Consider the following 25,387-nt stretch of genomic DNA (forward strand, 5'->3'; position numbering starts at 1 on the left):
GAGGGTCGTTGCTCTCCGATTCTAGGGCAAGCGTCGTCTTTCCTACCTGACGCGGCCCCAACAGGGGCAACGGCGGGATTGCTATCCAGGAGTCGATGTAGCTTGGGCGCTTCACGGCGGGGAAATCCATCCTTGCAATTATGAGCCATTGTCCGCGATTACAAGGATAACGTTTCGCACCTTAGTTTCCGTTTAAACCCAAACGCCTCTTAGGCACTCCGGGCGCGCTTCGGTCGGTTTCAAATCATCCCATGGATCGAAAAGCTCGATGCAAAATCCTCGAATCCTTGGTGTTGGCGCGTCGCCAAGGTAGGTCTTGCGAGATCGGCTGTTTGCCGCGATCAGGCGTCCATTGACGACATCCCACGTCCGCGGCGCTTCGCCAGCCCCATCAGGTCGCCCAGGCCATGGCAACCGGTTCGTCCACCGGCAAAACCCTGTGCTCGAAGCGCATCGGCAAGTCCCGAGCCAGCCAGTCGGCGAGGCTTCTCGTTTCCGTCCTCCTCCATAAGGGCCACGCCGCGCCGGATTTCAGGCGATCGAAACGACGCTGATGAAGGAGCGATCTTCATCGAGACTATCCAGCCATTCCAGCACTCGCACTTCAGGAGCCGCTTCGTCACTTCTGACAGGACATTGGTGTCGAGCAGAAGCCTCACAGTGGCAGATCACGCGGATCGTCGCGGAGCCGCTCGAGATGACCAAATCGTGCCGCGCAACGGCGATTCCAGCAGGAATTCCGCAAGCGTGCCCTTGCGGGCGATCTTGGCGCTGCCATTCCTCGGCCGAGACGACAACGACGCTCGGTTTGCCGTTGCGGGTGATCGTCTGTGGCGAAGTTTTGTGCGCGCTCGATCACTTCCGAGAGACGGGCCTTTGCCCCAGCGACGGTCCATTTGGCATCCTGGTTAGGCGAGATAGCATTGCTGGCCTCCGTGACCATCTTGACTATCGTGACTAATATGGGATTGGCCAAAGGGCCGCAACAGGGCAGGGGAGGGGGCTATTTCCGGCGCGCTAAACACCCGAGGCCTTGGGTGAGATTGACCCGGAAGCGGTCGCGGCGGCGCTGGTACTTTTGTTGTCATCTCGGCCGAGGCATGGCCAAGCTTGCTTTTGCACATAGCGCTCGTCGACCTCGACTGAGGACGCAAGACCGGCACGCAGCGAATGGCGACAAACAGGTATCGAAAAACGAGCAAGCGATCATGATTGCGAAAGCGAAAGTTAGCGAACCGACAAGCCCACGCTACGCCCGGCCAACAGGTCGAGATCAGCCTCGGAGATGGCGAGGGTTTGGCTGACCGTCGTTGGTCGAACAGGCTGGCGGCAAGTGCGCGTTTTTTTGTCTTTCAGCACGTCCATCTTCTCCTCGATCGTTGTCGGCGGCTACCAGTCGGTAGACGAAGACTGGCTTGTCCTGGCCGATGCGGTGGGCGCGGTCGATGGCTTGCTCTTCAACCGCCGGATTCCACCACGGATCGTAGGAGGATCACCGTGTCGGCCGCCGTCAGATTCAGCCCGACGCCGCCGGCCTTGAGGCTGATGAGGAACACCGGCAGCCGCTCCCTCCTGGAACGACCTTACCTGGGCTCCGCGATCGACCGTGTCGCCCTGTCAGCAACGCATAGGCGATGCCTGCCTCGTCGAGCAGCGGCCGGATCAGGTCCAACATGGACGTGAACTGCGAAAACACGATTACTTTGCGACCCTCATCGACGAGCTCGCCGACCAGTTCCATCAGCCGGTTCTAGCTTTGCAGATCCGGTCTTAGCCGCGGCGCCGGTTTTTCCGTTGAGGCAAGTTTCAGCAGGCGTGGGTCGCAGCAGGTCTGGCGCAACTTCAGCAGAGCATCCAGAATGACGATATGGCTGCGGGCAAGTCCTTTTTCGGCAATAGCGGGACTGAACTTTTTCATGCATCGCCAGCCGGATAGATTCATAGATCGTACGCTGGCCCGCAGAAAATTCCACCTTCTCGTGATTACGGTTTTGGGTGGCAGATCGCTGGCCACCTCTTCCTTGGTGCGACGCAGCAGGAATGGCTTGATGCGCCCCGCCAGCAGCCGCGAGCGCGACGTTATCGCCCTTTTTCTCGATCGGCGTGCGCCATTGCCGGGTGAAGCTCTTCAAATCGCCGAGAAAGCCCGGCGCGATGAAGTGGAAGAGCGACCACACTTCGCCCAGATGGTTTTCCAGCGGGGTGCCCGTCAGGCAGAAACGATACGGCGATTTGAGGCCGTGAACAGTTTCGTCGTCGCCGCGTTTGCGTCTTGATCCACCTGCGCCTCGTTCGAGGAAGATCATGCCCCAGATGCGGCCCTGAAAGAACCGCATGGTCGCGCGCCAGCAGCGGAATAGGTGGTCAGCACAAGATCGACGCTGTCGAGGCTGTCGAAATGTTGCTTGCGATCCGCCCCCCTGCAGCACGAGGATGGAGAGTTCGGACGCGAACCTTTGGGTCTCCGTCGCCCAGTTGTTGCATCAGGCTCGTCGGGGGCGACGACCAAAACCGGACCGGACAAGCGCCCGGCCGCTTTCTCGATGGCTATCAATCCCAGCGCCTGCCACCGTTTTGCCAAGACCCATGTCGTCGGCGAGAATGCCGCCAAGCCCTGGCGTCCTTCAAAAAAGCCAACATGCCAGCCCGCGCGCCTGATAGGGACGCCAAAGTCGCGCCGAACCAGGGCGGCAGATCGACGTTGGGAATGCCGCCGTGATTGCGCAAGGGTCCGCCCCAAGGCGCGCACGCCCTCGCACCCTGCCAGAGGACCCGGCTCCAAGCCGCCGTCTCCAGATCGGCAAGGCTTGCGGCATCCAGCGATGAGAGGCGCACACGCCCGTCTGGCGCGGACCGCCGGTCAGATAAAGAAGATCGAACAGCGTGCGGACCATGGGCAGGATGCGCCCGACGGGAACCGCCAGCACCTCGCCACTCACGAGTGGCAGGAACAGCGGCTCATCCTCGTCCAGCAGTTCCAGCGTCGCCGGCTTACCATCAACATGAGGTGAACCAGCGGACCTATCAGATCCAGCCGCTCACCACCCACCATCACGCCAAGGTCCAAATTCGAACCAGTCAAGCCCCGAACTTTCGCTCAGGCGTGCTCGAACGCACCGTCGCCGCGCCCGTAATCGATAGGGAAATCCGCAAGCGATCTCGATCCGCCAGCCCTGCCGCTCAAGGTCGGGAATGTCATGATAGAGCGCCTCGTACCAGCCGCTTTCTCCCTCGTCGGGCAGGAAATTTCTCTGGTTGGCCGGCCGGAACGCTGTCCCGCACTTTTGCGCGGGCATGAAACCGGCGGCCCGCAATTGCTTTAGCGATGCCTTTTCAAGGTTTGCGTTACGATGGACCTCGACGGGCGTCATGTTGTCCATGCGCAAGGCGACAGCGGGCTCCTCGCCGGCATCCACCTCCCCAAGGGCCGTAGCTGAAACGCGACGGTTGCCTATGGCCGGCAACTTCTGTCTGCCCGTAGCTGTACAACGCCTGGGCGATAGGGAACAGGCCATGCGAACCGCCGCCAGTTTCAGGACGGGCTGGAAACGGACCCCTGACGATGCGGGCTTCCGTGAGTTGGCGGCGGCGCAGTGGTCCCAATGTCGCCCCGGATGCACGAAGTTGCGCGCCGAACAGCGCCACCTGCGCCGCCGGAATGTTCAGGCCCATCCAGCATTTCGTAAAACCACCGGGGTGCGAGCACCGTCACGATGCGACCGACGATGCCGGCCGCAGCATCGACATAGACCGGCGGCATGGCGTTGAGGCACACAAGGCTCGCGGCGTGTGACATGTCGTCAAGCTGCAGGGGATCGTCCGCAGCGTTCCGCCAGTTCCCGGCGCCCACGCTACATGCCGGAGATCGCCGCTCCCGGCGATAGCGCATGCCGTCGATCGTCATCCAGCGGGCGCGGCCGGTGGCCAGATCTCGTCGAGTATCTCCGCGCCGCGTTCGGTCGCCAGCGCATAGTCGCGATCCTGCATTGCGGAGCGGGGGGATGCTGGTGATCGTTTGCAGATTTTCCCGTCGGCCACACGCAGGAATTTCGCCCCGGATCGGCTGATCCCAGTTGTCCAGGCTATAGGCGCTGGATGTTGTGGACATCGTGCCATCCTTGAGCACCCTTCAGATCGGATCGACAGCCGCAGGCGTGGCATGGTCGTTCGACTCTGTTCCGGAGACAGAATGTAGATCAGCCGTTGGGGAAGGTCGTCAGTGTTGGGTTGGCTCTTTTCTTCCGCCTGGCGCAAGGCGGCGGAGCCAATCGACGACGGCAGCCGACAGCGCCGGTTGCCGTGTATGCCGCTATGCCGCGTATTGGCTGCGGTGTTGGCCCGGCCGCGTGGCGCGAGTTTGTTCACCACCGCCAGTCCATGCAGCGCGCCGCGGCGACATGCTTGCAATTGTAGCCGACCGGCAGGAAACATCCCCCTCTATCGCCACCTGTCCCTTTGCGGCTTGTGTATATGGAAATGCTCTGGCGGTAAGGCTTGCGGTTGGAGCCCTGCACTTGCGCGGCAATGCGTCCGTCGCTGGCCCATTCAAAGGCTACAACGCGGCCGTGCCGCTGATATGTTCTACCGGCGGCAAATGCGTTGGCACCAACTTCGCGTGCAATGTCAGTCTCGGAATATTCCGCCCTTGTTTCCATATCGTCCAGTGTTACTTGCGCTGTTGTATTGGGATCATAATGCATTATCCGACTGGAAATGGGACTTCAGTGGTTCTGCCAGGCCAGCTAAAGCCCGGATGCTTTAGTGAGGTTGACGCGGAACCGGTCGCGGCGGCGCTGGTATTTGCGGGTCATCTCGGCGGAGGCATGGCCTAGCTGCTTTTGCACATAGCGTTCATCGACCTCGGCTGAGGACGCAAGACCGGCACGCAGCGAATGCCCGGCAAACAGTTTTGCGCGTTCGCCTTCGCTCAGATCACCACGCACGCCGGCGGCGAGTGCGGCTCGCTTGACCAGTCGCGCGACCTCTTGGTCGTTGAGCCGGTCGCCGCCGACCGATTTGCCTTGACCTGAGACGCGTCGAAACAGGGGCCATGGGCGATCCGTCCGAGCTTTAGCCAGGTCTGCAGCGCAACAACTGGGCAAGTGGCATCGGACGAGCCACGCCCGATCTCGACCTCCCGCCAGCCGGTCTTGCCGCGCAGAGTTACAAGAATACCTTTTTCGAGAACCTCGATCCAGCCGAGACCGTCTTCGGTATGATCTCTACCAACGTCGAGACCGACGATTTCGGAGCGGCGTAGCCCCCCGGCGAAACCGAGAAGCAACATGGCGCGGTCGCGCAGGCCACGCAGCGTCCCACGATCCAGCGTCTCCAGCATGGCGATCAGATCTTCCGGCAGGATCGCTTCCTTCTGCCGGGGAGGGAGGCGTGGCGGTTGCGGATGCCGGCCATGACGGTGGCGATATGGCGATCCTTGCGATCGAGCGGCTGGCCACGCTGGGTATAATTCCATGAGAGTGACGAAAGGCGGCGCTCGATCGTTGCCACCGAGTTCGGTTTTTTGTCCCTTGTGCCCGCACCTACGGTGCTGCCCGCGGCACTTCCGGACGCGCAGGCGGTGATGTAGAGGCCGACAGTCTGCGGGTCGGGGGGCAGCACCTCCAGGGTCTGGCGCCGCGCCCAGGCGCAAAAATGCTTCCAGTCGGCGGCATAGGCGCGCCGCGTGTTGGCAGAACTCGCCGCCTCAGCGTAATCTCGAGCGCGATCAGCGAGTGTTTCAAGATGCGTCGGCAATCGACTTTTGTAATCAGGACTGCTTCGCAGGCGGGGGAGGGGAGGAGGCATCGGCCGGGCGTTCCTCCGGCGCGCGGCCCATTTCCATGACGACATCGATGATATCGGGAAGGTCGTCGTTGCCTGAAGTTGTCGATGATTCTTGAGCGTAGCCAGCCTTGCTCATGCCGCCTCGATATCGGTTTGGGAGAAGTCCTTTCCGATAAAAAGGAGCGGTTCGTCGGCACGCTTTGCCAGCGCATAGGAAAAGCAATCGGCAAAGTTCAGTGCAGCCGGATGCCGGCCCTTGCCGTAAGTTAACCAGGCCTGGGTCGCCAGATCGACCACTTCGGAGTCAATGGGGATGATGTCGGCCTCGATCTTGCGGAGCCACAGTGTCGGAAAGCTGGGGTTTTTGAGATCGCCATTCATTTAATTTCAATGGGTTAGCCATGTCGTAAATATGAGACCGAGTCAGGGTAAATGAGACTGGACGCGGCACTGAGTCGGAATTCCTGAGACCAACTTGCAGCCAAACGACGAGGCTGTCCATGGCAGATCAGATCGAGAACGAACAGCGTTGGTGGGAGGCGCGCCAGCGCGCCGAGATTCTCGCCAAGCTTCCTGATCGGCCGGGCGAGGCGCAGGTTCAGAGCGTGATCGGCGAGCTTGAGATCAGTCGTGCAACCTTGTTTCGCTGGCTGAAGCGATTCCGGCAGGACGACCGCACCAGCACTTTGCTGCCGCGTCGGCGCGGCCCGAATGCGGGCATGCAGCCTCTGGGTTCGGCGGTGCTTGTAATCGTCGAGGGACATTTCGAGAAGCTCTACGCAACGCGTCGCAAGCCGACACTGAGCCGTTTTCAGCGGGAGGTGGCGGGCGGATTGTCGTGCTGCGGGGCTGCAACCACCCTCGATCCGTCGTCTTGGACGGTGGCTCGAGGCAAAGGATCAAGCCGATCTGATGCGGCGGCGCGAAGGCGCTGGCAAATCCGAGCCGGTGTTTCTGGCGACGCCGGGGGGACTGGAAGCACCTGCTCCTCTGGACATCGTGCAGGTCGACCATACCAAGGTCGACGTCACGGTGGTCGATCCGGTGACGCGGTTGCCGATCGGTCGACCGACGCTGACCTTGGCGATTGATGTCAACACCCGGATGGCTATGGGTTTTTATCTGTCGCTGGAAGGGCCGTCGCTGACGGCCGTGGCATTGTGCTTGACCCATTGCGTGATCGACAAGACGGCATGGCTGGCGGCGCGGGGTATTGCTGTGGATTGGCCGTCGCATGGAATTCCCAGGATTATTCATGTCGATAACGGCGCGGAGTTCCACGCGCGGGCCTTCGAGCGCGCCTGCGCCGAACACCGTATCGATCTCGTCTACCGTCCTCCCGGCACGCCTCGCTTCGGCGGGCACATCGAAAGGCTGATCGGAACGATGATGGGGGCGGTGCATCTCATCCCCGGCTCGCACTTCTCGAACATCCGCGACCGCGGCGACCTCGATCCGGAAGCAGAAGCCGTGATGACGCTCAGGGAGTTGGAGACCTATCTCGCGCTCGAGATCGTTGGCGCCTATCACGCTCGCATCCACAAGGCGCTGGATCTACCGCCTGTGGCCGCCTGGAATGCGCGCATTGCCGATGTCTCGGTGCGCAAACCATCAGATCCGCAACGGTTCCTGATCGATTTCCTACCCTACGAAGAGCGGACCCTTCAGCGCGACGGGCTGCATCTGTTCCATATCCGCTATTGGTCGGACGAACTGCGCTGGCTGATGGGGCGGGACCGGCAAAGGCTGACCATCAAATACGACCCGCGTGACCTGTCTTGCGTGTTTGTTCGCGACAGGGGAGGGGTATCTGGAGGTGCGCCCCGCCGACCGCACCCGACCGTCGATTGCCATGTGGGAGCAACGCGCGGCGCGACGTGCGCTGCGGGCGGAGGGGCGCAAGGCGCTTGATGAGGAACTCATCTTTTCGACGATTCTCGCCCAGCGCGCCTTGGTCGACGAGGCAACGCGCGCGACGAGAGCCATGCGGCGGGAGAGTGCGCGGCGCGAGCACCTTGGCGGCGGCAAAATGATCGATCTGACGCCGGAAACGGCATCTGCCGAAGACGACAAGCCCTTGCAGCTACCCTATTTCGCGGTGGAGGAATGGGATGGACTGACGAGTTCGAGCACCTCTTTCCCGCCAGCCGGACGATCGCGGCGCTGAGTGCCGAAGAACGCATCCGCAGGATCCGCGCCGATCGATGGATCAACTATCCCCGCGCCGAGCAGGCCTTGGCAAAGCTGGAGGCTCTGTTAGCCTTTCCGCAACGCGCACGCATGCCCAACTTGCTCATCGTCGGTGCCAGTGGCATGGGCAAGACCATGATCGTCGAGAAGTTCGCTCGTGATCACCCCTCGCATTTCGACAAAGCGACGGGACGCATGCACATGCCGGTGATTGTCGTGCAGATGGTTGCAGGTCCGGACGAAGCGCGCTTTTACAAGCGATTGCTGGCGGCAATCGGCGCCCCTGAGCCACCGCGGGCAACGCTGTCGGTGCTGGAAAGCCTGACTTTGCGCCTGCTCTCGGAAATCCGCCCGGGCCTTTCTGGTGATCGACGAGGTACATAGCCTTCAGGCCGGCACGGTGCGAGAGCAGACCCGCTTCCTCAACCTGCTGCGATTTCTCGGCAACGAACTCAGGATCCCGCTCGTCTGCGTCGGCACGCAGCAGGCGCGCAACGCACTGCGCACCGACGATCAGCTGGTGCGCCGCTTCGAGGCTGTTGCCTTGCCACCCTGGCAGAACGACGAGGATTTCGGCGGTCTTATCGGCAGTCTGCAGCGGACCTTGCCGCTGCGTCGGCCGAGCGAAGATCGGCGATCGCATGCTGAAGCGCCTTGTCGAAGTCACGGGCGGCATCTCCGCGCATGTGTTTTCGCTGATGGGCATGCTCGCCATCGCGGCGATCGAGAGCGGTGAGGAGAGGATTCTGGCTACCGACGTTGCCGACACACGCAACGTGCTGGCCTCTCCTGGGCGAGCCGGTATGAATATCGTGGCGAGGTCGACGCTGTTGCCGGTCGTGCCGAGGGCTGAGCCCGATGAGCGACTGTCCTGCTGGCTGGGCCGTCTGGCGCAATTCTACGGGATGCCGATCAAGGCCTTTCTGGAATGCTCCGGCCTGAGTTGTTGTGACGTCGCCGACCTCGAATGGCGGCTCGGGGCAGGGGAGGGGGCTTTGCTTGCCCGCCCGTACTGGCATGACTGTCGAAGCGACACGGGCGATGACCTTCGAGGAGATAGCGCCGCATGCACGCCTGACGGTGACCCCGCGGCAGCCGTTATGTGTGCCCGCTTTGTCCGGGCGGAATTCAACGCAAGAGCACGGCTCTTCCATGGAACTTTTGGTGCCCGGAACATGGAGTCCGCTTGGCCGCAAGGGCGGGGAGAAATCTGGAAGGGTTGTCGCAGACGCAGTTGACCGTGCTCGATCTCAATGCGCGCGCCGGCGCCATGCGCTTGGCGAACTGGGCGCGGGGGAAAAGGATGAGGGACTTCCTTCCGTTCCTCAATTGCTGGATTTCCTGACGACACGGCATCGCAGATCCTCGCCGCCATCTGCTCACCGAGCAGCCCCGCATGTCGCTGCTGGCGCGCAGGGAGAACCATGATTTCCTCACGCATCCGATCGCCAGGCAGGCGCTGCTGGTTGTCGTGCCGGAATACGATCGCGTCGCGCCCGTTCTCGCCAAGCCGGTCCGCTCCGGCCTGCTCGCGCTGGCGCAGGGCTCCCTATTGCAGAACTACGCCCTCGCCGTCGTGGTAGGGCGGCTGTCCGCGGATCCGGTCGGCCACGTCGCCTCTGTGCTGCTGGCCAGCGACGAGGAAGGCGAGGAGAGGCTCAGGGAAACATTGCGCGCGTGGCCGCTCACGTTGCGCAGACGCATCTATGCACGTCTTCAGCGCCTTCGCGTCGCCCGCAGCGGCGCTTCATCAGGTGCAGAAGGCGTCAAATCCGGCCAGAAGCACGGGCAGTCTCAAAAATTCCGATTCAGCCAGTCTCACAATTATGCGCGAGGAATCTCATAATTTGTGCTCCAGATTTCCGTCTGCATGCCGAATCTCACGAATTTCGCTCATCCGACACTCGCGCTGTGGGACGATCCATCGCCCTTCAGAGCGTCACTTTCGGGGTTCTGATCGATGTTTTGCGCCATTCATACTATAGAGAACAAAACAAACGATAATGCAACATTATCGTTCATTATTGATGCGCGACAGGCGCGGCGGTTTCTGCGCATTGTGATTGCGAAAAGCGCCGCGATGATTCATGATGTCTTTCATGATTCCGCTTCCCAAATCCTCACCGCGCCACCACACCCCGCTTGCCGAGGCCCTTTCGAGCGCACCAAAGGCAACTTGTCCCGGCTTGGCTGCGCCGCGCCGTCCCGGATGCGCAAAAGCTTGCGCGACAAGAAGTTGAGGAAGTCGCGCTCACCGCAGGCGCCGCCATCGGCGCCCTCGATGCAGTGGTCCGCCGGCAGGAGCGGTGGGCGGGTGCGTGGCGGCAACGGCTGGCGCTCAGCGCAGCTGCGGTGACCACGCGGCAGGCCGGGCGCGTCGAGGATGAAAGCGCGCTACGCGACGCCGTGCTGCTCACCCGTCCGGGCGATTTTTCGTCCGTCGGTCCCGCTGGTTCGATGCTGCTGGCCTGGCGTCGGCTGGCGGCCCGGCCCGCTGAGGAGCTGCTGACGAAGAAAACCCTCGCCGCAGTGTTGGAAGAGTTCGGTTACGCCGGCAACAACGAAAGGGTCAGCGATTTGGCGGACGAGCTTCGGCAACTCTCCGCCAGCGCTGGTACGGTGGGCGTGCTGACCGGCGCGTTCATGGCCGCGGAACGACACGGCTTCGGCCGTGGCGTCGGGTCTGGCTCGCGGACGCTCTGTTGGCACAGCGGTCTGTCCTGGCCGCATGCGGTGCCGTTACTGGGCACAGACGCGGCTGTGGGCCTGGGGGCTGCCCGATCGCGAGGTGCGAGTACCATTGTTGCGGCAGTCGGGATCGAGGCCGGACCTGACCGAGCGAAAGGTCTGCTCGCCGCGCAAGCCCGGGCCGCGCTCCGCGCCATCGACCTGTCGGCCGAGCTCGGACGTCGCGCGGCAAAACTGCTCGCCGTCGCGCCGAACTTAGGCGCAAGGGAGCGGATGCTGTCGTCGAAAGACTCCTCTCCGACGATGCGATCGTTGCTTCGGAAAAGATCGCCGGCATGAGCGACCGTGGGCTGCGCCGCCTGTTCGACCGGTTGGTCGAACTCGGCGCCGTGCGCGAACTGTCGGGCCGCACCACTTTCCGCATTTACGGGCTTTAAGAAATGGCTGAAGCAGCGCGCAAGAGGCGAGGCCGGTCAGATGGCCATCGATCAGGCGAGGGCCGGTCAAATGACCATTTGTTTGATCGGGAATTGGATCATCTGCCGACGGAAGCCCGCTGGCGCGAATGGATGCATCGCGTCGAGGCGACCATTTTTGCTGCCAGCGAGCCCGTGGGTCGTGAGACGTTTGGCGCGCGTCGTCGGCACGAGCTGCAGCATCGACCTGTGATCGACGACATTCGCGAGGAACTGCGCGGGCGGCCCTATGACCTGGTTTGCCGTCGCCGGCGGCTGGAAACACCTGACCCGGGCCGGCCTATGCCGACGCCATCCGTGCCGCGGTTTGGAGGCAGTGAGAACCGCCGCCGACCTGACACAATTCGGAGGTTTTGGTTGTTGATGTGCGTGGCGTATTTCCAGCCCATCACCCGTGGAGAACTGTTCGTCGTTCTTCGGCAAGGAGATTTCCCGCGACCTGATCGGCCAGCTGCGCGGTGCGAAAGCTGATCGCCTCCGGTCCGCGCAGCCCGACGCCGGGCGCGCCGTATACCTACGTCACGACAAAAGAATTCCTGCTGGCGTTCGGGCTCGACACGCTGCGCGACCTGCCGGATTTTGAGGCACTCGAGGATGCTGGACTACTGTCGAAGGAGAAGCTGTTGGCCAGGAGATATTTCGACCGGGCCTGAGCGGCGGAGAGAGCGACGGCGAAGAATAAGCAGAGCACGAAGATCGTGAAGACTGGGTTATCTTGAGCGACTCTTTGCCGAGTTGCGGCCCGCAGTGACAGGCGGCAATTGACGACCAGGACGACTGATCGCGCGGCAGCCGGTGATCCACGATAGCCGTTGACGAGGAATTAATGGCGCATACGATGGAAGCCATTCGGCAGGGTGTGCAGCACAAAACGCCGGATGAACTCGTGGGCGTCAAACATACAACCCTCGACTTGCAGCGTTGGCGATAATCCCCGCAGCGTAACTCGACCTTGCGGTCGGCCATAATGATCAGGCGAGAATTGGCGATGGCGACGCGGTGGGCGTAGCGACCGGGATAGGCCAGCACCTGCTTTGGTCCGCCGAATGGCGGCTTGGCGTCCGAGAGCCAGGAATAGTCCTGGTCGGGCATGAGAGGCACATCCCTCATCTCTCTCTCCGGGATACGAAGATAAAAGCTCTCGCGCCCTTGTGAGATCTGCAGCGATCGCAGTGGGACGACAATGCTGTCCTTACCCACTGTGAAAAACCCACCCGAAGCGACAACGACATAATCCTCGCGATCCTTGGTGCCTATAACGACATTGCGGACCTCCCCAATGATCTTGTCATCGGAACTTCGGACCTCGGCCCCCAGTATCTCGTCGGCCCGTAATCCTGGGCCGAGCTCGTCAATGTCGATGAGAGGTTTTGCGTCTGCATCCTCGCGCGGCCGATCACTGCTCCGCCTCGCTCAAGCATCGGCTCTCGCGCTGCAAGCTGCTGATCTGCTTCGTCTTCGTCGTTGTCTCCCAAGTTTCCCATTGACGGCGACGCAATGAGGTCGCGAATACTGGCCAGAACTCGCTCGCAATCATCATGGCGGGCGTAGGACCAAAGGATGAAAGCGGAGTCGCGGAGGGCTCGGAGGTCGCGAACCATCTGGCGGTTGGCGCCATCCCGAAGCTCAGGCTTCTGTAGAATCGCCTCCTCCAGTTTCGCGTCTGAGATGTTGCATTCTGCACGGGCAGGGAGAGCTGAAATAATCAGAACGCTTGCCGCGAGAACAATCCTTGCCTGTCGGTTCACCTTCGCTCCTTTGTGTGAGAGCCTGCGGGAGTGCCAGATTGCGCAAGTTGGACGCCCGACCTTGCGCGAAGCTTGCCCGAATTTCGCATAAATCAGCAAGCCCCATCAGACCAGGCCGCTTACCTGGTCAAAAAACCGGCCCGCCGCAGCGGTTCTCGGGCCTGATTGGTAGTATTCGATCTGCTACAATTCGAAGCCGAGATCGGCCATTTCCTCGACGCCATGCAACGGCTGTTGCGCCCGACTGATCGAAGACCGTGCCGGTCGAGCGAAGGCGGGCTTCCTTCGACGTTCCATGCGTTTCCGCTTGTTTCCCAGTCAAGGATGGCGATAGGACCGTCATCCTATTGAGGAACGCCGACATAATTCTCGCCCTTCAAGAGTTTGGCCAGATGAACGGCATTCGAGACGGCCATTTCTATCATGCCAGCCACCTTCTTCGGCGCGGACGGCAAGTCGACGTAATCGATATTTCCCATCGCCTCGCCAACCCAGTAGACGCCACAGTTGGCGGGGATCGTAAAGCCAACATCGTTCAGCGATTGGAAGCACGCAGCGTGGCAGGCGTGCGCGCCATCTTCGTTGCCCACGATGGCGACAATTGCCACCTTCCCAGCAGCAGGCATGCGACCGAGGTCATCTGTTTCGGACAGAAACGCATCCATTCGCTCGAGCACACGCTTGGCGACGCTCGATGGCTGTCCCATCCAGATCGGCAGGCCCAGAAGCAGGATATCTGCTGCCAGGATTTGCGCGCGCAACTTTGGCCAATCGTCGCCGTTGCCTTCATCTGACAATACGCCCGGTTTTACGTTATGGTCGGCAACGCGAACCGGACCCCCGGAAATAACGTCATACGGCTTCAGCGCCGCAATCAGATCGCTCAGGATTTTGTCAGTCGATGATTTCTCATTGGCATGAGACGGCTTGAGCGAACAATTGAGCGCGAATGCAGTCAGCGACATCGGGAAACTCCGCATCGTGAGATAATGAAGATAGATTTGACCCGCCATAGCAAAGGCGGCACTCGCAACACCTGGACTTGTGGCGCAACGCATCCCACAACGAATCCGTTGCACCGGCACCGCAGAGAACTCTCAAGGCGACATCAGTTTTTGTTCGTCCCCCGCACATTTTGTCGTCGAATGACCCCGCAGAACCTTGGACAGGGCTGAGCGGCGGACCGCGCCGCGCGAGCAACGCTACGCGTGCCATTGTCCGACCTTACGAAATCGACTTCCGCATAATGATCGGGGACGAACTGAAATGGATTCTCAGACTGCACTGGGTGATGACGCCGCATGGTCCGGTGGATTATGGTCGGTATCTTCATCGATGTAACCGGTCGCAAGCAGGCGGAGGGCCGTGCGAGATGAGCCATCGCGTCAAGAACCGTTGAGCATTGCTCCGGCCTTACCAAGAAGCGCTCTGGGCGCCGGCTCGAATGATTTGTGACTTTCTGCGCGAACAGCCGCAAAGTCGCCCGCGACGCAACGGAACGACCGAAGGCCACCCGGCTTGTCGGCGGGGTATTCACGTGAGTAACAGTCACTCGCAGGCCGCTGGGCATTGTCGTGTGGATGGTTGCTTTGGGGAACTCTCTGAGTGGGGCCAAGCAGATTGGGGCGGTAAGCGGTGCGGGTCCATGACTGGAGAATCTCTCCGCGAAGGCAATCGCCGAGGCGAAGCCCAAGGCGAAAACGGATGAATACGCGCGAGAGGCAGCGGGCGCGTGCGTCCGAAACCGCGGCAATTCCGGTTGTCGGCATGGCGCGTCGGCCGGGGCATCGAGGCGCTGGGCCTTTTTCTTCGACGCCATGCCGACAGACTGCGGCTGCGCCTTCGTGGTCGTGCTGCATCTCGATCCCAAGCGCGAAAGCGAGTTGGCGCGCGTCCTGGGCGCCCGCACGGCCATGCCGGTCGTTCAGGTCAAGGACGGCATGCGGCTTGCGCCCGACCACGTCTATGTGATCGCGCCCGATTCCGACCTGACGGTTCGCGAAGGCGCGCTGCACATGGCCAAGCCGGTCGCGCCGCGCGGCCACGGTCATCCCGTCGATGTTCTGTTCTCGCTCGCTAAGGACCAGCGTGAACGGGCGATCGCCATCGTGCTGTCCGGCACGGGAAGCAATGGCACCGAGGGGCTGAAGGAGATCCGGGCGGAGGGTGGCATGAGCCTCGTGCAGGCGCCCGAGACCGCCAAATTCGACGGCATGCCGAGGAGCGCGATTTCGGCGGGCATGGCCGATCACATCCTCGCGCCGGAAAAGATGCCGGAGATCCTGCTGGCCTACATCCGCCACGATTACATTTCGGCGCCCGTCGATGCCGAGATCGCCTCGCCGGGTGGCCAGGCGACGCTCGATCATGTTCTGGATCTGTTGCGCGCGCGCGGCGGACACGATTTTCGCGGCTACAAGCAAGCGACGCTCGGCGGCGCGTTCACCGGCGTCTTGGCCTGAGAAACATCGAAACGCTAGACGAATATCGACGAATTGCGCGCCAGTCCGGATGAAGCCGCCACGCTGATCAGGGACCTCATGATAAGCGTCTCGGGATTTTTGCGACGACGACGCATGGAAGACGCTTGCCGAACTGGTATTGCGCCGATGGTGGCCGAGCGCGAGACAGGCGCTCGATCCGCGTCTGGGCGCCGGCCTGCTCCACGGGCGAGGAAGCCTATTCCGTCGCCATGCTGGTCACCGAACTTGCCGAGGCGGCCGAAAAGCGGTTCGAACTAAAGGTATTCGCGACCGACGCCCAGGAAGGTAATCTGCGCAAGGCGCGCGATGGCATTTATCCAGCCGCCGCCGTGGCGGGCTTTCCATCGACCCGTCTCAAGCGCTTTTTCGAAAAGCTCGACGGGTCCTTCCAAGTCAGCAAGGAGCTTCGCGAAATGGTTGTGTTCGCGCCGCAGAACCTGCTGCGCGATCCGCCGTTTTCACGACTCGACCTGGTTTGCCGTAATGTCCTCATCTATCTCGAAGCTGACGCGCAGCAACGGATTCGCGCTCTGTCATTTCGCGCTGCTCCCTGGCGGGCATCTCTTTCTCGGCAGTGCCGAGACGATCGGACGGCACGAAGACCTGTTCGAGACGGTGTCGAAGAAATGGCGGATATACCGAAGGCTCGGGCCGACCCGGCACGACCTCGTCGACTATCCGCCGCCGCGCGGCCCCGCTGAACCCCGAACGAGAGAGAAACCGTCGCTGTCTCCGAGGCGATCGCACCGGCCGCCGAACTGGCGCGGCGCGCGCTCCTGGAGCGCTACGCTCCGGCCTCGGTGCTGATCGACCAGAAGGGCCGCGTTCTCTATTTCCACGGCACAACCAGGGACTATCTGGAACACCCGGCGGGCGAGCCGACCAGGGATCTGCTGACCATGGCGCGCGACGGAATGGCCGCCAGGCTGCGCGCCGCGATCGCGAAGCGTCGAAAGAAAACCGAAGCGTGACCGTCAACGCCCGGATCAGGGAGACGGGCCGATCCGTCGACATGACGGTTGCGCCTGCCCGCATCGTCGCAAGGCGCGGCTTTATTCTCGTCAGCTTCGCGCCGGCATTGGCGCAGTCCGATCCCGCCCGGCCGCTGTTCGCGACGACGCTGGAGAGGGGTCGTCCTCCGAACGCGCCTTGTCGACGAATTGAAGGCGACCCGCGCCGAACTGCAGAACACCATCGAGTATCAGGAAACCACCAACGAGGAGTTGAAGGCCTCGAACGAGGAAGCCACCTCCATTGAACGAGGAGCTTCAATCCACCAATGAGGGAACTGGAGACCTCGAAGGAGGAACTGCAATCGTTCAACGAGGAACTGAACACCGTCAACAGTCAGCTTCAGCACAAGATCGGAGAGCTTTGAAAGCACCACCAACCACCTCGACAATCTGCTGGCCGATCGGAGACGCGACCCTTTTTCCTGATACCGGGGTTCCGCATCACATGGTTCGCCCCGGCGATGAAGGATTTGTTCGATTTCGTCCCGTCCGACATCGGTCGGCCGATCGCTCATTTCGCCCGCAAATTCGCCGACGAGAATCTGTTGCGGGATGCCGAGACGGTGCTAAAAAGCTTACTGCCATCGAGGCCGAAGTGCCCACCGATGCGGGCCGCTGGGTATGTTCGCCGCGTGCTTCCCTATCGCACGCAGGACAACCGCATCGCAGGCGTCGTCGTTACGTTCAACGACATCACTGACCGAAAAACGCGCCGCCGATGCGATCACGATGCTCGCGTCTATTCCGAAACCATAGTGCGGACGGTTCAGCATCCCCTGATCGTTCTGGACAAGAATTTGCGTGTCCAAACGCCAACAAGGCTTTCCGCGAACTATTCGCTGTTTTTGACGAAGAACCCAAAGGGCATATTATCTTTGAACTTGGAACCGGCGAGTGGAATAACCCGCCTCTGCGGCCCCTTTCTGGATAGAGTTATTTCGGCGGGACGAGGATATCCACAACTTCGAAATCGAGCAGGATTTCCATCTGACCGGACTACGATCGATGCTGCTCACTGCGAGCAAGTTGCCACAAGAAGGAGGCGTGACGCCCTGATCCTGCTTGCCATCGAGGACATCACCGAGCGCAAAGCGTTTCGAGGAGCATCGCGAAATCCTGGTTGGCGAACTCAATCATCGCATCAAGAATGTCATGGCGACGGTGCAGGCGATCGCATCGCAGACGCTGGGCAGCGCTGCTTCGATAGACGAAGCCCGCGCCGCCTTCGGGTCGCGGCTTGTCGCGCTGGGCAAGGCGCACGACCTGCTGACCCGCGAAAACTGGGGCAGGCGCGGATCTGTCGATGTCGTCTCGGACACATTGGAGCCGCTTGCCGGGGGATCGAACCGCTTCCGGATCGACGGTCCCAGCCTTGCGGCTCGCGCCAGGCCCGTGCGCTCTCCATTGCCATGCCATCCATGAATTAGCACGAAACGCCGCGAAATACGGCGCGCTCTCGACCGGGGAAGGCCAAGTCGATATCGCCTGGCGCCTCGACGGTCAGGACGAGGATCGGCGGCTATACTTGCGCTGGACCGAGCGCGGGCCGCCTGTCACGCGCCGACGCGCAAGGGTTTCGGCACCCGCCTGGTCCAGCGGGTGCTGGCTACGGAACTGGGCGGCAAGGTGAGCGTTGCCTACGAGACTCGGTGTCGTTTGCACCATCGATGCGCCGATGCCAGAGGGGGAAAGGACGAAACAGGTTGACCGACCAGACACCGAAGCGGGTGCTGATCGTCGAGGATGAAGTCCTGCTCGCGATGTATCTGGAGGATTTGCTGACCGACTCGGGCATGAAGTGGTCGGTCAAGCCACGCGTATCGACGAAGCCATGACGCTTGCTCGCGAAAGCGACATCGACTTTGCGATTTCTGGATATCAATGTCGCCGGCACGAAGTCCTTTCCAGTAGCCGACATACTGCGGCAGCGCAGCATTCCGTTTGCGTTTGCAAGCGGATACGGGGCCGAGGGTTTTCCCGACGGATATCGCGACGAACCGGCATTGCGCAAACCATACGCACAAGAAGATCTGCAACGAACCATCGCGCGGGTTTTCGCGGATCGCCCGCCGGTATAATGCTGTATCTGGCTGAATTTCGAAAGGGGAAGCGGTCGGCGGCCTATTCCGCGAGTGGGGCCGAACCATTGGATGCCGACGCGACGCGTCTTACGCTCTCCGGCGTCAGCCAGTTCTGCTCTACGAGGTCGCGGAGCTTGTAGGCACGATCCAGCGCCTGCCTGCTCGGCGTGCCAGTCGGCGGAGGGGCGTGTTCCGCGGACCGGGTGTGATCGGCCATCTGAAGGCAAATTCGCCGCTCGTTGAGGAACCGCACCGCGGCGCGCATGACTTTTTCCATTTCCTCGAACTGCGCCCCCGCCATGATCTCGGCGGTATAACTATGCCCGATGTGACAGCCGAATTTGATGATTGAACCGACCTCGAATTTTTTCAGCGCGCCGCCACATTCGGGGCAGGTGACCGTCAAGGCCGTCGAATGTTCTGGCCTCGGTCAACTCGGGACTTTGCCCGGAATCCGGTTGAAAAGAGGATATCGGCATGGCTGGATCCTTTCCGTCCTTTCCGTTGACCAGTTCTATCAGCAATTTGGCATTTCCGCGAGCGGCGGGCAGTAATCGAGCGCGACGTGCGCGGGCGCTTTTCGGCATGTCCGGATATGCGGCGTCGTCGGGAGCTTGGGCAATCGCGATGCCGCCGCGCCGCTTGATTTCAAGCAGGCGAGCGTGCCGTCGTTCAGATTGCCAGACAGGATCACGCCCAGCGCGTCGGTGCCATAGTGCTCCGCCGCGCTGCGGAACAGCGGGTCGATGGCCGGCCGCGCGCAGTTTTCCTTGGGACCACGCAACAGGCGCAGCCGCCCGTCGGCGACGATCATATGGCGATCCGGCGGAGCCACATAGATGCGGCCAGGATGGATCGTTTCGCCATCTTCGGCATGTTTTGCGGGAAGCGGGCCGGCGGAATTCAAAAGTTCCGGCAATTCGCTTCGATGGGCGCCGATATGCAGCACCACCAAAACAGGGGCGGGAAACGTATTCGGCAGCGCAGCGGCGAGAAAGCGCAACGCACCTACTCCGCCTGCGGATGCGCCGATGACGATGATTGAGGAAGATGCCATGAGAGCCTTCGGGGCTGGCCGGATCGGAATAAAGGTCAACGCATTCGACCTGGAAAAGTTCGAGAGGACAGCGTCCGGCTGCCTTTGTCGCCGTTACGGATGACCTCAGCAACGCATGCGCAGCGAGATTCATCGCCACATGAGCTAAGTTGCGCCGGCTGCGTGGTCCACCTTGGCAAACACCCGGGCACCAGCCTCCTCGACCGCGGCTGTCGGCCGTTTCGGGGACAGAGCCGGGACTTCCCTTATGATCCAGTCAGAAGCTGCGAGCCCCGCCGACGCCATCGGACCGGCTCAACCCGTCACCGTTTCGTTTTCGACACGGGCAACAGGGCGCGAGCAAGATCAGGGCTTACATAGCCCGCCGATCCGGCTATCCGGCTATCCTCGCGCGCCTTCGGCGGCCGTGTTCTCGCGCGCCTTCCACAACGAGTAGCCGAGAACCGTTCCGAAGAAGAACGTATGCGCAATGAACTGCGCGATCGGGTTTGCCTCAAGAAACCAGGGAAATGCCATCGGAGCGATGACGTAGAAATTGACGAGCCATAAAACGAGCCCGAACAGGCTGCCCAGTCCTACATGGGCCATCTGGCCCCGTAGCGTGCTGGCGGCGATCGCTCCGAAGATCATTCCATACACGATGGAAAGCACCATGTGGACAATCACGCCTACCGACCCGGCTGTCAGGAGCGAATAGCCGGGATCGAGGGCAGCCGGGCCGATTACGATGGCGCCGATCATCCGCAAGGGCATGAAGAATGCGCCAATCCCCATGAGGAAAGCGCTCGCCATCATTTCGAATGCCGCAGTTAGGATGCCGGCGACTATGCCCCAGAGCGCTCCTTGGCGAAGGCCTCACTTCATGTCCCGTGGCGTCGCCGCCGTATGAACGCGGTTATCTAAAGCCATGGTGAACTCCTCCAGGCCGCAATCGGCAGCATTATTCGCAAGTCGCCGCCGCCGCGAAGGTTCCGTAGTCCGAAGGAGCGTCACGGCGAATTGATCAATGGCGATGGGTAGGCTATTAGGCGGTTGTGTTGCAAATTTTTTGGAAGGCAAGAGGCAGCTTTCCGCTGGACGGATTTCAGGTGGCGATTGCCTCGAATTGTTCATTGAGGGCAGGCGCTGGGTTGAAGGCGAAGCGGCCCTGCCGCTTGCGCATCATATGAACCATCTCGATGCGGGCCAGCGTGACGGCTGCCGTCGCGAAGGACTTGAAGCCCAGCATCGGCCGCACCCGCCGCTTGATACGTCGATGATCCTGCTCGATCCGATTGTTGAGGTATTGGCTTTTGCGAATGCGGATCGCTTTCAATGCTGCGTTGCGACCGATCCAGCAAACGGCTTTCGGCATCGCAGGAGATGATCGCCTCCCGGTTGGTCTGACTGCCGTCGATGACAATGCGGTCCGGTCGGCCGTGACGATGCAAAGCGTTGCGCAGAAAGCGTTTTCGCCGCCGGGCAGATCACGATGTTCGCTGAACCAGAATTCGACGGTGTCGCCAACGCTGTCGATGGCGCGATAGAAATACATCCACTGGCCGCGAACCTTGATGTACGTTTCGTCCATATGCCATTTGCTGCCGACGGATCGCTTTCGGCGATTGAACCGCTTGAGCAGAACGGGCGAAAAGTGGACCACCCAGCGATGGATCGTCGAGTGATCAATACTGATGCCGCGCTCAGCCATCATCTCCTTCAAATCCCGCAAGCTCAAGCCGTAAGCCAGATACCAGCGAACGCACAGCAGGATCATTGATCGGTCGAAATGGCGGCCTTAAACATCAAACGGTCTCCTCAAGGCGAGACCTCGTCATACCAGACCCGAATTACCGCAACGTTTGCAACACAACCGGTCTGTGAGGAAGGCATCGAAGATAGGCCTAGCCTTCCTCGGCGCTATCGATCGTTCGAAAGAAGAGAGCGCCTTCGCGAATCCAGATCGGAGGTACAATTCGGGCGACCATGTCCCAAAATCTGCGTCTATGGCCCCGTGAAAGCGCGGCGGCTAAGCCCACGTGCTTAGCCTGACAAGGGCCTAAAATTCCGCCGATTGTTCGGCGAGAGTGAGCAGGTCTAGCGCGGAATCGGCCGCGCGGGGTTTTGGGTGTCACGCATTTGAGAGGGAGTTTTGTTTCAAAGTCGGTCCAAGGCGAACATAATCGGACGGCCACTCTCTATACCAAACAGACCTCTCCTCCAGCGCCCCCATCCATCATGCTGCTGTTGAGTTATTCGTCCCTCTACGACGGTGGTGGACGCGGACGGAGCGCTCAAGAGATGGGGATATTCCGGTCGGATCGGTGAGCGGGGAGGGCTACGGCGGAGGGGAAGAACCACTGGCCGACGTTGTTGAGGACGAGTGTCTTGAGCGGGTCGCTGCCGCGTTGAGCCCTTAGCGACGGGCGGCAATTCACGATCAGGACGACTTGTCGTGTGGGCAGCCGATGATCGGGGTCATGAACCGCGATGCTATCGCGACAAGATTAGTTGGAAATATCACCAGATTGATGCCGCCGGCATGACGGAGCGACGAAAATGCAAGATCTGGCTACACCGTATCTGCGAACCCGGTTGGCCACCACGCGATCCAGAAGTTCGGCAAAGCGGTTATTATCCTGAGCCATCTTCCAGAAATTCACGAAACGGCAGACGAACTGAACATTGCCGATCGAATAGTGGCCATAGCTGTCAATCCGATCCGGAGAAACGAGCATATCGCTATCGCAATCGTCCTGGCCATGCAGATGCATCGCAATGCCAGTGATAGCGCATTTCCCCTTCTGCTGCTCGTAGAGGTTGGCAAGATGAGCCTTCATCTCGGCTTCGGAACAATGGAGTTCCTCGTTCTTCAAGGTCTTGAAGACCTTCTGGCCATTCGAATTCGCAACCGCGCCCGTGATCGAGAGCATGAGATTTGCGAGAGTGAGCTCATGCAGCGATACGCTCGATCCGCGGCGCCGATCCGCCGGCGGCGCTCTACTACGCCTCGCGTGATCGCAGGCACGAACATCCCGAGGATCACCTCAAGGGCTGGCGGGGCATCCTGCAGGCCGACGCCTATGGCGGCTACAACGGCCTCTACGAGGCCGGCGCGCAAGGCGGGAGCGGTCACCTCGGCGCTCTGTTGGGCGCATGCCCGCCGCGGCTTCTTCGAACTCGCTGACATCTCCGCCTTGGCACGGCGCGGGCCATCCGCCGCGCCCGTCTCGCCGATTGCGCTGGAAGCGGTGACGCGTATCGACGCGCTGTTCGCCATCGAGCGCGCGATAAACGGCTTGAGCGCCGAGGACCGTCGGTGCGTCCGACAGGAACAGTCCAGGCCACTCACCGATGACCTGCACGCGTGGCTGCAGGAGAAGCGCACCACGCTGTCGCGTTCGTCGTCGGTCGCCAAGCCGATCGACTACATGCTTAAGCGCTGGAGCCGCTTCGCCGGCTTCCTCGACGACGGTCACATCTGCCTGACAAACAATGCCGCAGAGCGCAGCCTGCGTGGCTTTTGCCCTCGGCAGGAAAGCCTGGCTCTTCGCCGGCTCCGACCGCAGCGCCGATCGTGCAGCCGCCATCGCGACGCTCATCGCCACCGCGAAACTGAAACGACGTCGATCCACAGGCCTGGCTCGCCGACGCGCTCGCCCACATCGCGGGGACGCCGAGAGTCGATTGTCCGAGCTACTGCCCTGGCACTGGCGTGTCGGCACGGCCCAGAACCGCGCAGCCGCCTGATCAGACGGCCGTGGTCGTCCAACGCCGTCAGCCCGCGGCCCCTCGCCGGAGGGTATACGATCGGCCTGCACGGAGTTTTCCTGGGAAGGACAAGACAACAATGACCCCGCCTGCGGTCGCGGATGGGCCACCATCGGTACCGCCGGCCGCCTCGTCGGGCACTTCTACATCCATAACGGCGACGATTCAGGCTTCGTCTGCGCGCGCAACGGACTTCCTCAACTAGTGGTGGCACGAATCACAAGGACACAGTTCCTGCGGATTAGGTCGCCCACCCCGAGACGGCGAGGGGCGGCGTTATGGGCAACCGATACACAGGGGACATGAAGGGGCCTCTGGGGCCGAAAACTTGCGGTGCAAGCCTTCACTCGGCAGAAGCCGTTGTCCAAAGCATCAATGTGGATGCAATGGCTCTAATCCAACGTAGCAGTGTTAGCTCCCGATAGCGAACATTCGTTCACAGCGTAACTGTGGTTCGCCATAAGTGTGATTTCCGCCGAAGAGACGACATTGGCAAAACGTCATGAGGCTGGAAGACGTGAGAACATGAATGCCCCGCCGCAGTTGGCGGCGAGGCATGTAGGCGTAGGCGCGCTTGTTAAGCCTTCAAAAAACGGCATTGCCGCAGCAAGCACAGCTTCCTTGGTCATCGGCTCATCGAATGCACCATCCCAAGCCTTCTTGCCCCCTATCCGGCGGACCTGAGCGGCATGACGTGCTTCGACCGAATGGATCTGGAGCGCGGCCGTAAGGATGTCGTCATTCTCCATCAGATTTCCGGCCTGACCCTTGTAGGCGGCCACACCGAGGTCTTCGAAGGTCTGCGATAGGGTCAAGAAAGTTTCGAAATTCGAGAACACATCGGCATACTTTCCGCCCGCCGTGAAGTCGGCTTCTGGACGCTTGACAGCCGCCGCTCCGAGAGCGCCGGACAGGAAGGCCACGTGTGCCGCTTCATGCAGGCCGATCTGCTGGAACACTGCCTTGTGTTCGGCGGGGATGAAATCCTTCTCCAGAGCGGAACGGTAGAATGCATCCTCGATATGTTCGAGCGTCAGTGCGAAGTTCAACGTATCGACGATCTGTTGCGGCAACCCTGCCGCAAAAGCCTGCTTCGATGCTGCGGCAAGGACCAGCGGAGCCGAGGCAAGTGCGCCAAGCGACAACGCCGCATGGGAGAAGAGGCCGCGACGGCTTGTAACCAGACGGCTCGCCAAATCGGGGTCGAGCGCGCCAAGGATCGTGTTGGTGTTGGTGTTCATGATCATTCCTCCTAGAGGCTCTTTGCCGTGACTTCGGTTTTGATGAACGGATCAGCGGCGGCGAGAACCTTCGCAGGCTCCAACGCTCCGTCGAGGCCGTTCTTGTCGACCACGTCAGGGCCCGCGAATGCAACGCTGCCAGGTTGTAGCAGATCGCGGATCGTAGCCGCATGTCGCGCTTCGACCGATACTATACGACCTGCGGCGACAAGGTAGTCGCCCTTCTCGAGCAATTTCCCCGCGCCATTATAGGCGGCAACGCCGAGGTCTTCGAACGTCTTGGCTGTAGTCAGGACGCTTTCACGGCTGGCAAAATCGACCTTGGAAAAGTCCACTTCGAGATCAGGGATTGCCTTGTCGGCGAGCGCGCCTTTCAGGAAATCACGATGCGCGACTTCATGATCGCGGATGTCAGTGAGGATTGCCTTCTCGTCACCGCTCATCTCCCCGTAGGGGCTTTCGATCACCTTGGTGTAGAAAGCTGCTTCAAGCTGCTCCAAGGCGTAGGCATAGTTCAATATGCCGATATCGCCTTCGCCTAGATCAGCCGCCAACGCCGGCGTGATGCCGAAGTTCGGAAGGCTGCCGCCGAATATGGCAAGCGTGGCGACGACTCCGCCGGTCCATTGGAGGACGGTCCTCCTGGATTTCTGTGCGGACAAAGGTCCAGCACGAGACTCTGTCTGATTGTGTTGCATAGAACTCTCCATTTTGGGATTTGATGCGAAATCATTTCCGCATGGGAGTAGCAACGAAAGCCTCCGCGCAAAGTTTCGTAAGTTATTCAATTTACTCAATTATTTGTGAGTCGTTTGAATTCTGGTCACAATTATGCTGGATCGGAAGCGTATAAATTCAGATATTACTAGAGCGTTG

At 61.0% G+C, this 25,387-nt stretch carries 24 protein-coding genes and 11 pseudogenes; 16 read left to right on the plus strand and 19 right to left on the minus strand.

Features of this window, described 5'->3' with window-relative positions:
* Positions 1-192: 192 nt before the first annotated feature.
* The 3 genes and pseudogenes from GA830_RS18555 to GA830_RS20570 form a co-directional block, all read right to left on the minus strand.
* Positions 193-659: pseudogene (locus tag GA830_RS18555) on the minus strand (PIN domain-containing protein).
* Positions 656-943 (minus strand): annotated as a pseudogene (locus GA830_RS18560) (type II toxin-antitoxin system Phd/YefM family antitoxin). The pseudogenes GA830_RS18555 and GA830_RS18560 overlap by 4 nt, the downstream one beginning before the upstream one ends.
* Before the next feature lie 769 nt (positions 944-1,712).
* Positions 1,713-2,429 (minus strand): SNF2-related protein, encoded by a 717-nt coding sequence (locus tag GA830_RS20570; RefSeq protein WP_308460484.1) that lies wholly within the window; start codon positions 2,427-2,429, stop codon positions 1,713-1,715.
* Positions 2,430-2,822: 393 nt separating this feature from the next.
* Between GA830_RS20570 and GA830_RS20130 the strand changes: the two genes are divergently transcribed.
* On the plus strand, positions 2,823-3,011 hold the full coding sequence (locus GA830_RS20130) for a hypothetical protein (RefSeq protein WP_195165139.1): 189 nt from the start codon (positions 2,823-2,825) through the stop codon (positions 3,009-3,011).
* Positions 3,012-3,038: 27 nt separating this feature from the next.
* Here GA830_RS20130 and GA830_RS20135 read toward each other — a convergent pair whose 3' ends face one another.
* The 6 genes and pseudogenes from GA830_RS20135 to GA830_RS20150 all read right to left on the minus strand — a co-directional run bounded on the left by GA830_RS20135 (position 3,039) and on the right by GA830_RS20150 (position 6,548).
* Positions 3,039-3,464, minus strand: a complete 426-nt coding sequence (locus GA830_RS20135) for a hypothetical protein (protein ID WP_195165140.1) — start codon at positions 3,462-3,464, stop codon at positions 3,039-3,041.
* Between the two features lie 68 nt (positions 3,465-3,532).
* Entirely contained in the window at positions 3,533-3,796 is a 264-nt protein-coding gene (locus GA830_RS20140; protein WP_195165141.1) for a hypothetical protein, read from the minus strand.
* Positions 3,797-4,361: 565 nt separating this feature from the next.
* A complete protein-coding gene (locus tag GA830_RS20145; protein WP_195165142.1) occupies positions 4,362-4,700 on the minus strand; it encodes an SWIM zinc finger family protein in 339 nt (112 codons plus the stop codon).
* Between the two features lie 42 nt (positions 4,701-4,742).
* A pseudogene (locus tag GA830_RS18600) lies at positions 4,743-5,920 on the minus strand (site-specific integrase).
* Positions 5,917-6,129: pseudogene (locus GA830_RS18605) on the minus strand (PIN domain-containing protein); the annotation flags it as partial. The pseudogenes GA830_RS18600 and GA830_RS18605, both read right to left, overlap by 4 nt.
* Before the next feature lie 50 nt (positions 6,130-6,179).
* On the minus strand, positions 6,180-6,548 hold the full coding sequence (locus GA830_RS20150) for a hypothetical protein (RefSeq protein ID WP_258045723.1): 369 nt from the start codon (positions 6,546-6,548) through the stop codon (positions 6,180-6,182).
* A 148-nt stretch (positions 6,549-6,696) separates the two neighbouring features.
* On the opposite strand from GA830_RS20150, the gene GA830_RS20155 reads away from it, so the two are divergent.
* The 8 genes and pseudogenes from GA830_RS20155 to scpB all read left to right on the plus strand — a co-directional run bounded on the left by GA830_RS20155 (position 6,697) and on the right by scpB (position 11,791).
* Entirely contained in the window at positions 6,697-7,695 is a 999-nt protein-coding gene (locus tag GA830_RS20155; RefSeq protein WP_258045724.1) for a Mu transposase C-terminal domain-containing protein, read from the plus strand.
* Positions 7,637-7,951 carry a hypothetical protein gene (locus GA830_RS20160; protein WP_258045725.1) on the plus strand — a complete coding sequence of 105 codons (315 nt, stop codon included), beginning with the start codon at positions 7,637-7,639 and terminating at the stop codon, positions 7,949-7,951. The genes GA830_RS20155 and GA830_RS20160 overlap by 59 nt, the downstream gene beginning before the upstream one ends.
* Complete coding sequence (locus GA830_RS20165; RefSeq protein WP_258045726.1) at positions 7,891-8,358, plus strand: TniB family NTP-binding protein; 468 nt, start codon at positions 7,891-7,893, stop codon at positions 8,356-8,358. Before GA830_RS20160 ends, GA830_RS20165 begins: the two co-directional genes overlap by 61 nt.
* The gene (locus GA830_RS20170) at positions 8,339-8,710 is read left to right on the plus strand and encodes a TniB family NTP-binding protein (protein ID WP_258045727.1); all 372 of its coding nucleotides are present in this window, start codon (positions 8,339-8,341) and stop codon (positions 8,708-8,710) included. The genes GA830_RS20165 and GA830_RS20170 overlap by 20 nt, the downstream gene beginning before the upstream one ends.
* Entirely contained in the window at positions 8,616-9,212 is a 597-nt protein-coding gene (locus GA830_RS20175) for a TniQ family protein (protein ID WP_258045728.1), read from the plus strand. The genes GA830_RS20170 and GA830_RS20175 overlap by 95 nt, the downstream gene beginning before the upstream one ends.
* Before the next feature lie 158 nt (positions 9,213-9,370).
* Complete coding sequence (locus tag GA830_RS18620) at positions 9,371-9,820, plus strand: hypothetical protein (protein WP_195165144.1); 450 nt, start codon at positions 9,371-9,373, stop codon at positions 9,818-9,820.
* Between the two features lie 296 nt (positions 9,821-10,116).
* Positions 10,117-11,099, plus strand: a pseudogene (locus tag GA830_RS18625) (DUF1403 family protein).
* Between the two features lie 3 nt (positions 11,100-11,102).
* Positions 11,103-11,791, plus strand: a pseudogene (gene scpB / locus GA830_RS18630) (SMC-Scp complex subunit ScpB).
* Positions 11,792-11,964: 173 nt separating this feature from the next.
* Here the strand turns inward: scpB and GA830_RS20575 are convergent.
* The 3 genes and pseudogenes from GA830_RS20575 to GA830_RS18645 all read right to left on the minus strand — a co-directional run.
* Positions 11,965-12,209, minus strand: a pseudogene (locus tag GA830_RS20575) (transposase); the annotation flags it as partial.
* Positions 12,198-12,886, minus strand: a pseudogene (locus GA830_RS18640) (PRC-barrel domain-containing protein); the annotation flags it as partial. The pseudogenes GA830_RS20575 and GA830_RS18640, both read right to left, overlap by 12 nt.
* 344 nt (positions 12,887-13,230) lie before the next feature.
* Positions 13,231-13,851 carry a flavodoxin family protein gene (locus GA830_RS18645; RefSeq protein WP_195165145.1) on the minus strand — a complete coding sequence of 207 codons (621 nt, stop codon included), beginning with the start codon at positions 13,849-13,851 and terminating at the stop codon, positions 13,231-13,233.
* Positions 13,852-14,559: 708 nt separating this feature from the next.
* Between GA830_RS18645 and GA830_RS18650 the strand changes: the two genes are divergently transcribed.
* The 6 genes and pseudogenes from GA830_RS18650 to GA830_RS20185 all read left to right on the plus strand — a co-directional run bounded on the left by GA830_RS18650 (position 14,560) and on the right by GA830_RS20185 (position 18,217).
* A complete protein-coding gene (locus tag GA830_RS18650; RefSeq protein ID WP_258045738.1) occupies positions 14,560-15,348 on the plus strand; it encodes a chemotaxis protein CheB in 789 nt (262 codons plus the stop codon).
* A gap of 125 nt (positions 15,349-15,473) precedes the next feature.
* Positions 15,474-16,070 carry a CheR family methyltransferase gene (locus tag GA830_RS18655; RefSeq protein WP_195165146.1) on the plus strand — a complete coding sequence of 199 codons (597 nt, stop codon included), beginning with the start codon at positions 15,474-15,476 and terminating at the stop codon, positions 16,068-16,070.
* Between the two features lie 99 nt (positions 16,071-16,169).
* Complete coding sequence (locus GA830_RS18660) at positions 16,170-16,340, plus strand: hypothetical protein (RefSeq protein WP_195165147.1); 171 nt, start codon at positions 16,170-16,172, stop codon at positions 16,338-16,340.
* A 503-nt stretch (positions 16,341-16,843) separates the two neighbouring features.
* A pseudogene (locus tag GA830_RS20505) lies at positions 16,844-17,020 on the plus strand (PAS domain-containing protein); the annotation flags it as partial.
* A gap of 424 nt (positions 17,021-17,444) precedes the next feature.
* A complete protein-coding gene (locus GA830_RS18670; RefSeq protein WP_195165148.1) occupies positions 17,445-17,804 on the plus strand; it encodes an HWE histidine kinase domain-containing protein in 360 nt (119 codons plus the stop codon).
* 281 nt (positions 17,805-18,085) lie between these two features.
* A complete protein-coding gene (locus GA830_RS20185) occupies positions 18,086-18,217 on the plus strand; it encodes a hypothetical protein (RefSeq protein WP_258045729.1) in 132 nt (43 codons plus the stop codon).
* A gap of 286 nt (positions 18,218-18,503) precedes the next feature.
* Here GA830_RS20185 and GA830_RS18680 read toward each other — a convergent pair whose 3' ends face one another.
* The 5 genes and pseudogenes from GA830_RS18680 to GA830_RS18700 all read right to left on the minus strand — a co-directional run bounded on the left by GA830_RS18680 (position 18,504) and on the right by GA830_RS18700 (position 22,432).
* On the minus strand, positions 18,504-18,869 hold the full coding sequence (locus GA830_RS18680; RefSeq protein ID WP_195165208.1) for a hypothetical protein: 366 nt from the start codon (positions 18,867-18,869) through the stop codon (positions 18,504-18,506).
* A gap of 111 nt (positions 18,870-18,980) precedes the next feature.
* On the minus strand, positions 18,981-19,520 hold the full coding sequence (locus tag GA830_RS19895) for a chemotaxis protein CheB (protein ID WP_258045730.1): 540 nt from the start codon (positions 19,518-19,520) through the stop codon (positions 18,981-18,983).
* A gap of 381 nt (positions 19,521-19,901) precedes the next feature.
* Positions 19,902-20,315, minus strand: coding sequence for a hypothetical protein (locus GA830_RS18690; protein ID WP_258045731.1), 414 nt, complete (start codon positions 20,313-20,315; stop codon positions 19,902-19,904).
* A gap of 289 nt (positions 20,316-20,604) precedes the next feature.
* Positions 20,605-21,285: pseudogene (locus tag GA830_RS18695) on the minus strand (IS6 family transposase); the annotation flags it as partial.
* A 721-nt stretch (positions 21,286-22,006) separates the two neighbouring features.
* Complete coding sequence (locus GA830_RS18700; RefSeq protein ID WP_195165150.1) at positions 22,007-22,432, minus strand: hypothetical protein; 426 nt, start codon at positions 22,430-22,432, stop codon at positions 22,007-22,009.
* A gap of 32 nt (positions 22,433-22,464) precedes the next feature.
* Here GA830_RS18700 and tnpC point away from each other — a divergent pair.
* Positions 22,465-23,249 (plus strand): annotated as a pseudogene (tnpC, locus tag GA830_RS18705) (IS66 family transposase); the annotation flags it as partial.
* Between the two features lie 521 nt (positions 23,250-23,770).
* Here tnpC and GA830_RS18710 read toward each other — a convergent pair.
* Both GA830_RS18710 and GA830_RS18715 read right to left on the minus strand, forming a co-directional pair.
* Entirely contained in the window at positions 23,771-24,511 is a 741-nt protein-coding gene (locus GA830_RS18710) for a ferritin-like domain-containing protein (protein WP_195165151.1), read from the minus strand.
* A gap of 11 nt (positions 24,512-24,522) precedes the next feature.
* Positions 24,523-25,209, minus strand: coding sequence for a ferritin-like domain-containing protein (locus GA830_RS18715; RefSeq protein WP_258045714.1), 687 nt, complete (start codon positions 25,207-25,209; stop codon positions 24,523-24,525).
* Between the last annotated feature and the right edge of the window lie 178 nt (positions 25,210-25,387).

Origin of the sequence: Mesorhizobium sp. NBSH29 (assembly GCF_015500055.1) — a bacterium.
In the GTDB taxonomy this organism is placed as follows: Bacteria; Pseudomonadota; Alphaproteobacteria; order Rhizobiales; family Rhizobiaceae; genus Neomesorhizobium.

Coding starts and splice junctions, on each gene's coding strand:
- GA830_RS18710 (WP_195165151.1), bottom strand. CDS start 24,511: ATGAACACCAACACCAACACGATCCTTGGCGCGCTCGACCCCGATTTG.
- GA830_RS20165 (WP_258045726.1), top strand. CDS start 7,891: ATGGGATGGACTGACGAGTTCGAGCACCTCTTTCCCGCCAGCCGGACG.
- GA830_RS18620 (WP_195165144.1), top strand. CDS start 9,371: ATGTCGCTGCTGGCGCGCAGGGAGAACCATGATTTCCTCACGCATCCG.
- GA830_RS20150 (WP_258045723.1), bottom strand. CDS start 6,548: ATGTCCCTCGACGATTACAAGCACCGCCGAACCCAGAGGCTGCATGCC.
- GA830_RS20140 (WP_195165141.1), bottom strand. CDS start 3,796: ATGTCACACGCCGCGAGCCTTGTGTGCCTCAACGCCATGCCGCCGGTC.
- GA830_RS20145 (WP_195165142.1), bottom strand. CDS start 4,700: ATGCATTATGATCCCAATACAACAGCGCAAGTAACACTGGACGATATG.
- GA830_RS18645 (WP_195165145.1), bottom strand. CDS start 13,851: ATGTCGCTGACTGCATTCGCGCTCAATTGTTCGCTCAAGCCGTCTCAT.
- GA830_RS19895 (WP_258045730.1), bottom strand. CDS start 19,520: ATGGCATCTTCCTCAATCATCGTCATCGGCGCATCCGCAGGCGGAGTA.
- GA830_RS20155 (WP_258045724.1), top strand. CDS start 6,697: ATGCGGCGGCGCGAAGGCGCTGGCAAATCCGAGCCGGTGTTTCTGGCG.
- GA830_RS18690 (WP_258045731.1), bottom strand. CDS start 20,315: ATGATGGCGAGCGCTTTCCTCATGGGGATTGGCGCATTCTTCATGCCC.
- GA830_RS18700 (WP_195165150.1), bottom strand. CDS start 22,432: ATGCTCTCGATCACGGGCGCGGTTGCGAATTCGAATGGCCAGAAGGTC.
- GA830_RS20130 (WP_195165139.1), top strand. CDS start 2,823: ATGAGAGGCGCACACGCCCGTCTGGCGCGGACCGCCGGTCAGATAAAG.
- GA830_RS20175 (WP_258045728.1), top strand. CDS start 8,616: ATGCTGAAGCGCCTTGTCGAAGTCACGGGCGGCATCTCCGCGCATGTG.
- GA830_RS20160 (WP_258045725.1), top strand. CDS start 7,637: ATGTGGGAGCAACGCGCGGCGCGACGTGCGCTGCGGGCGGAGGGGCGC.
- GA830_RS18715 (WP_258045714.1), bottom strand. CDS start 25,209: ATGCAACACAATCAGACAGAGTCTCGTGCTGGACCTTTGTCCGCACAG.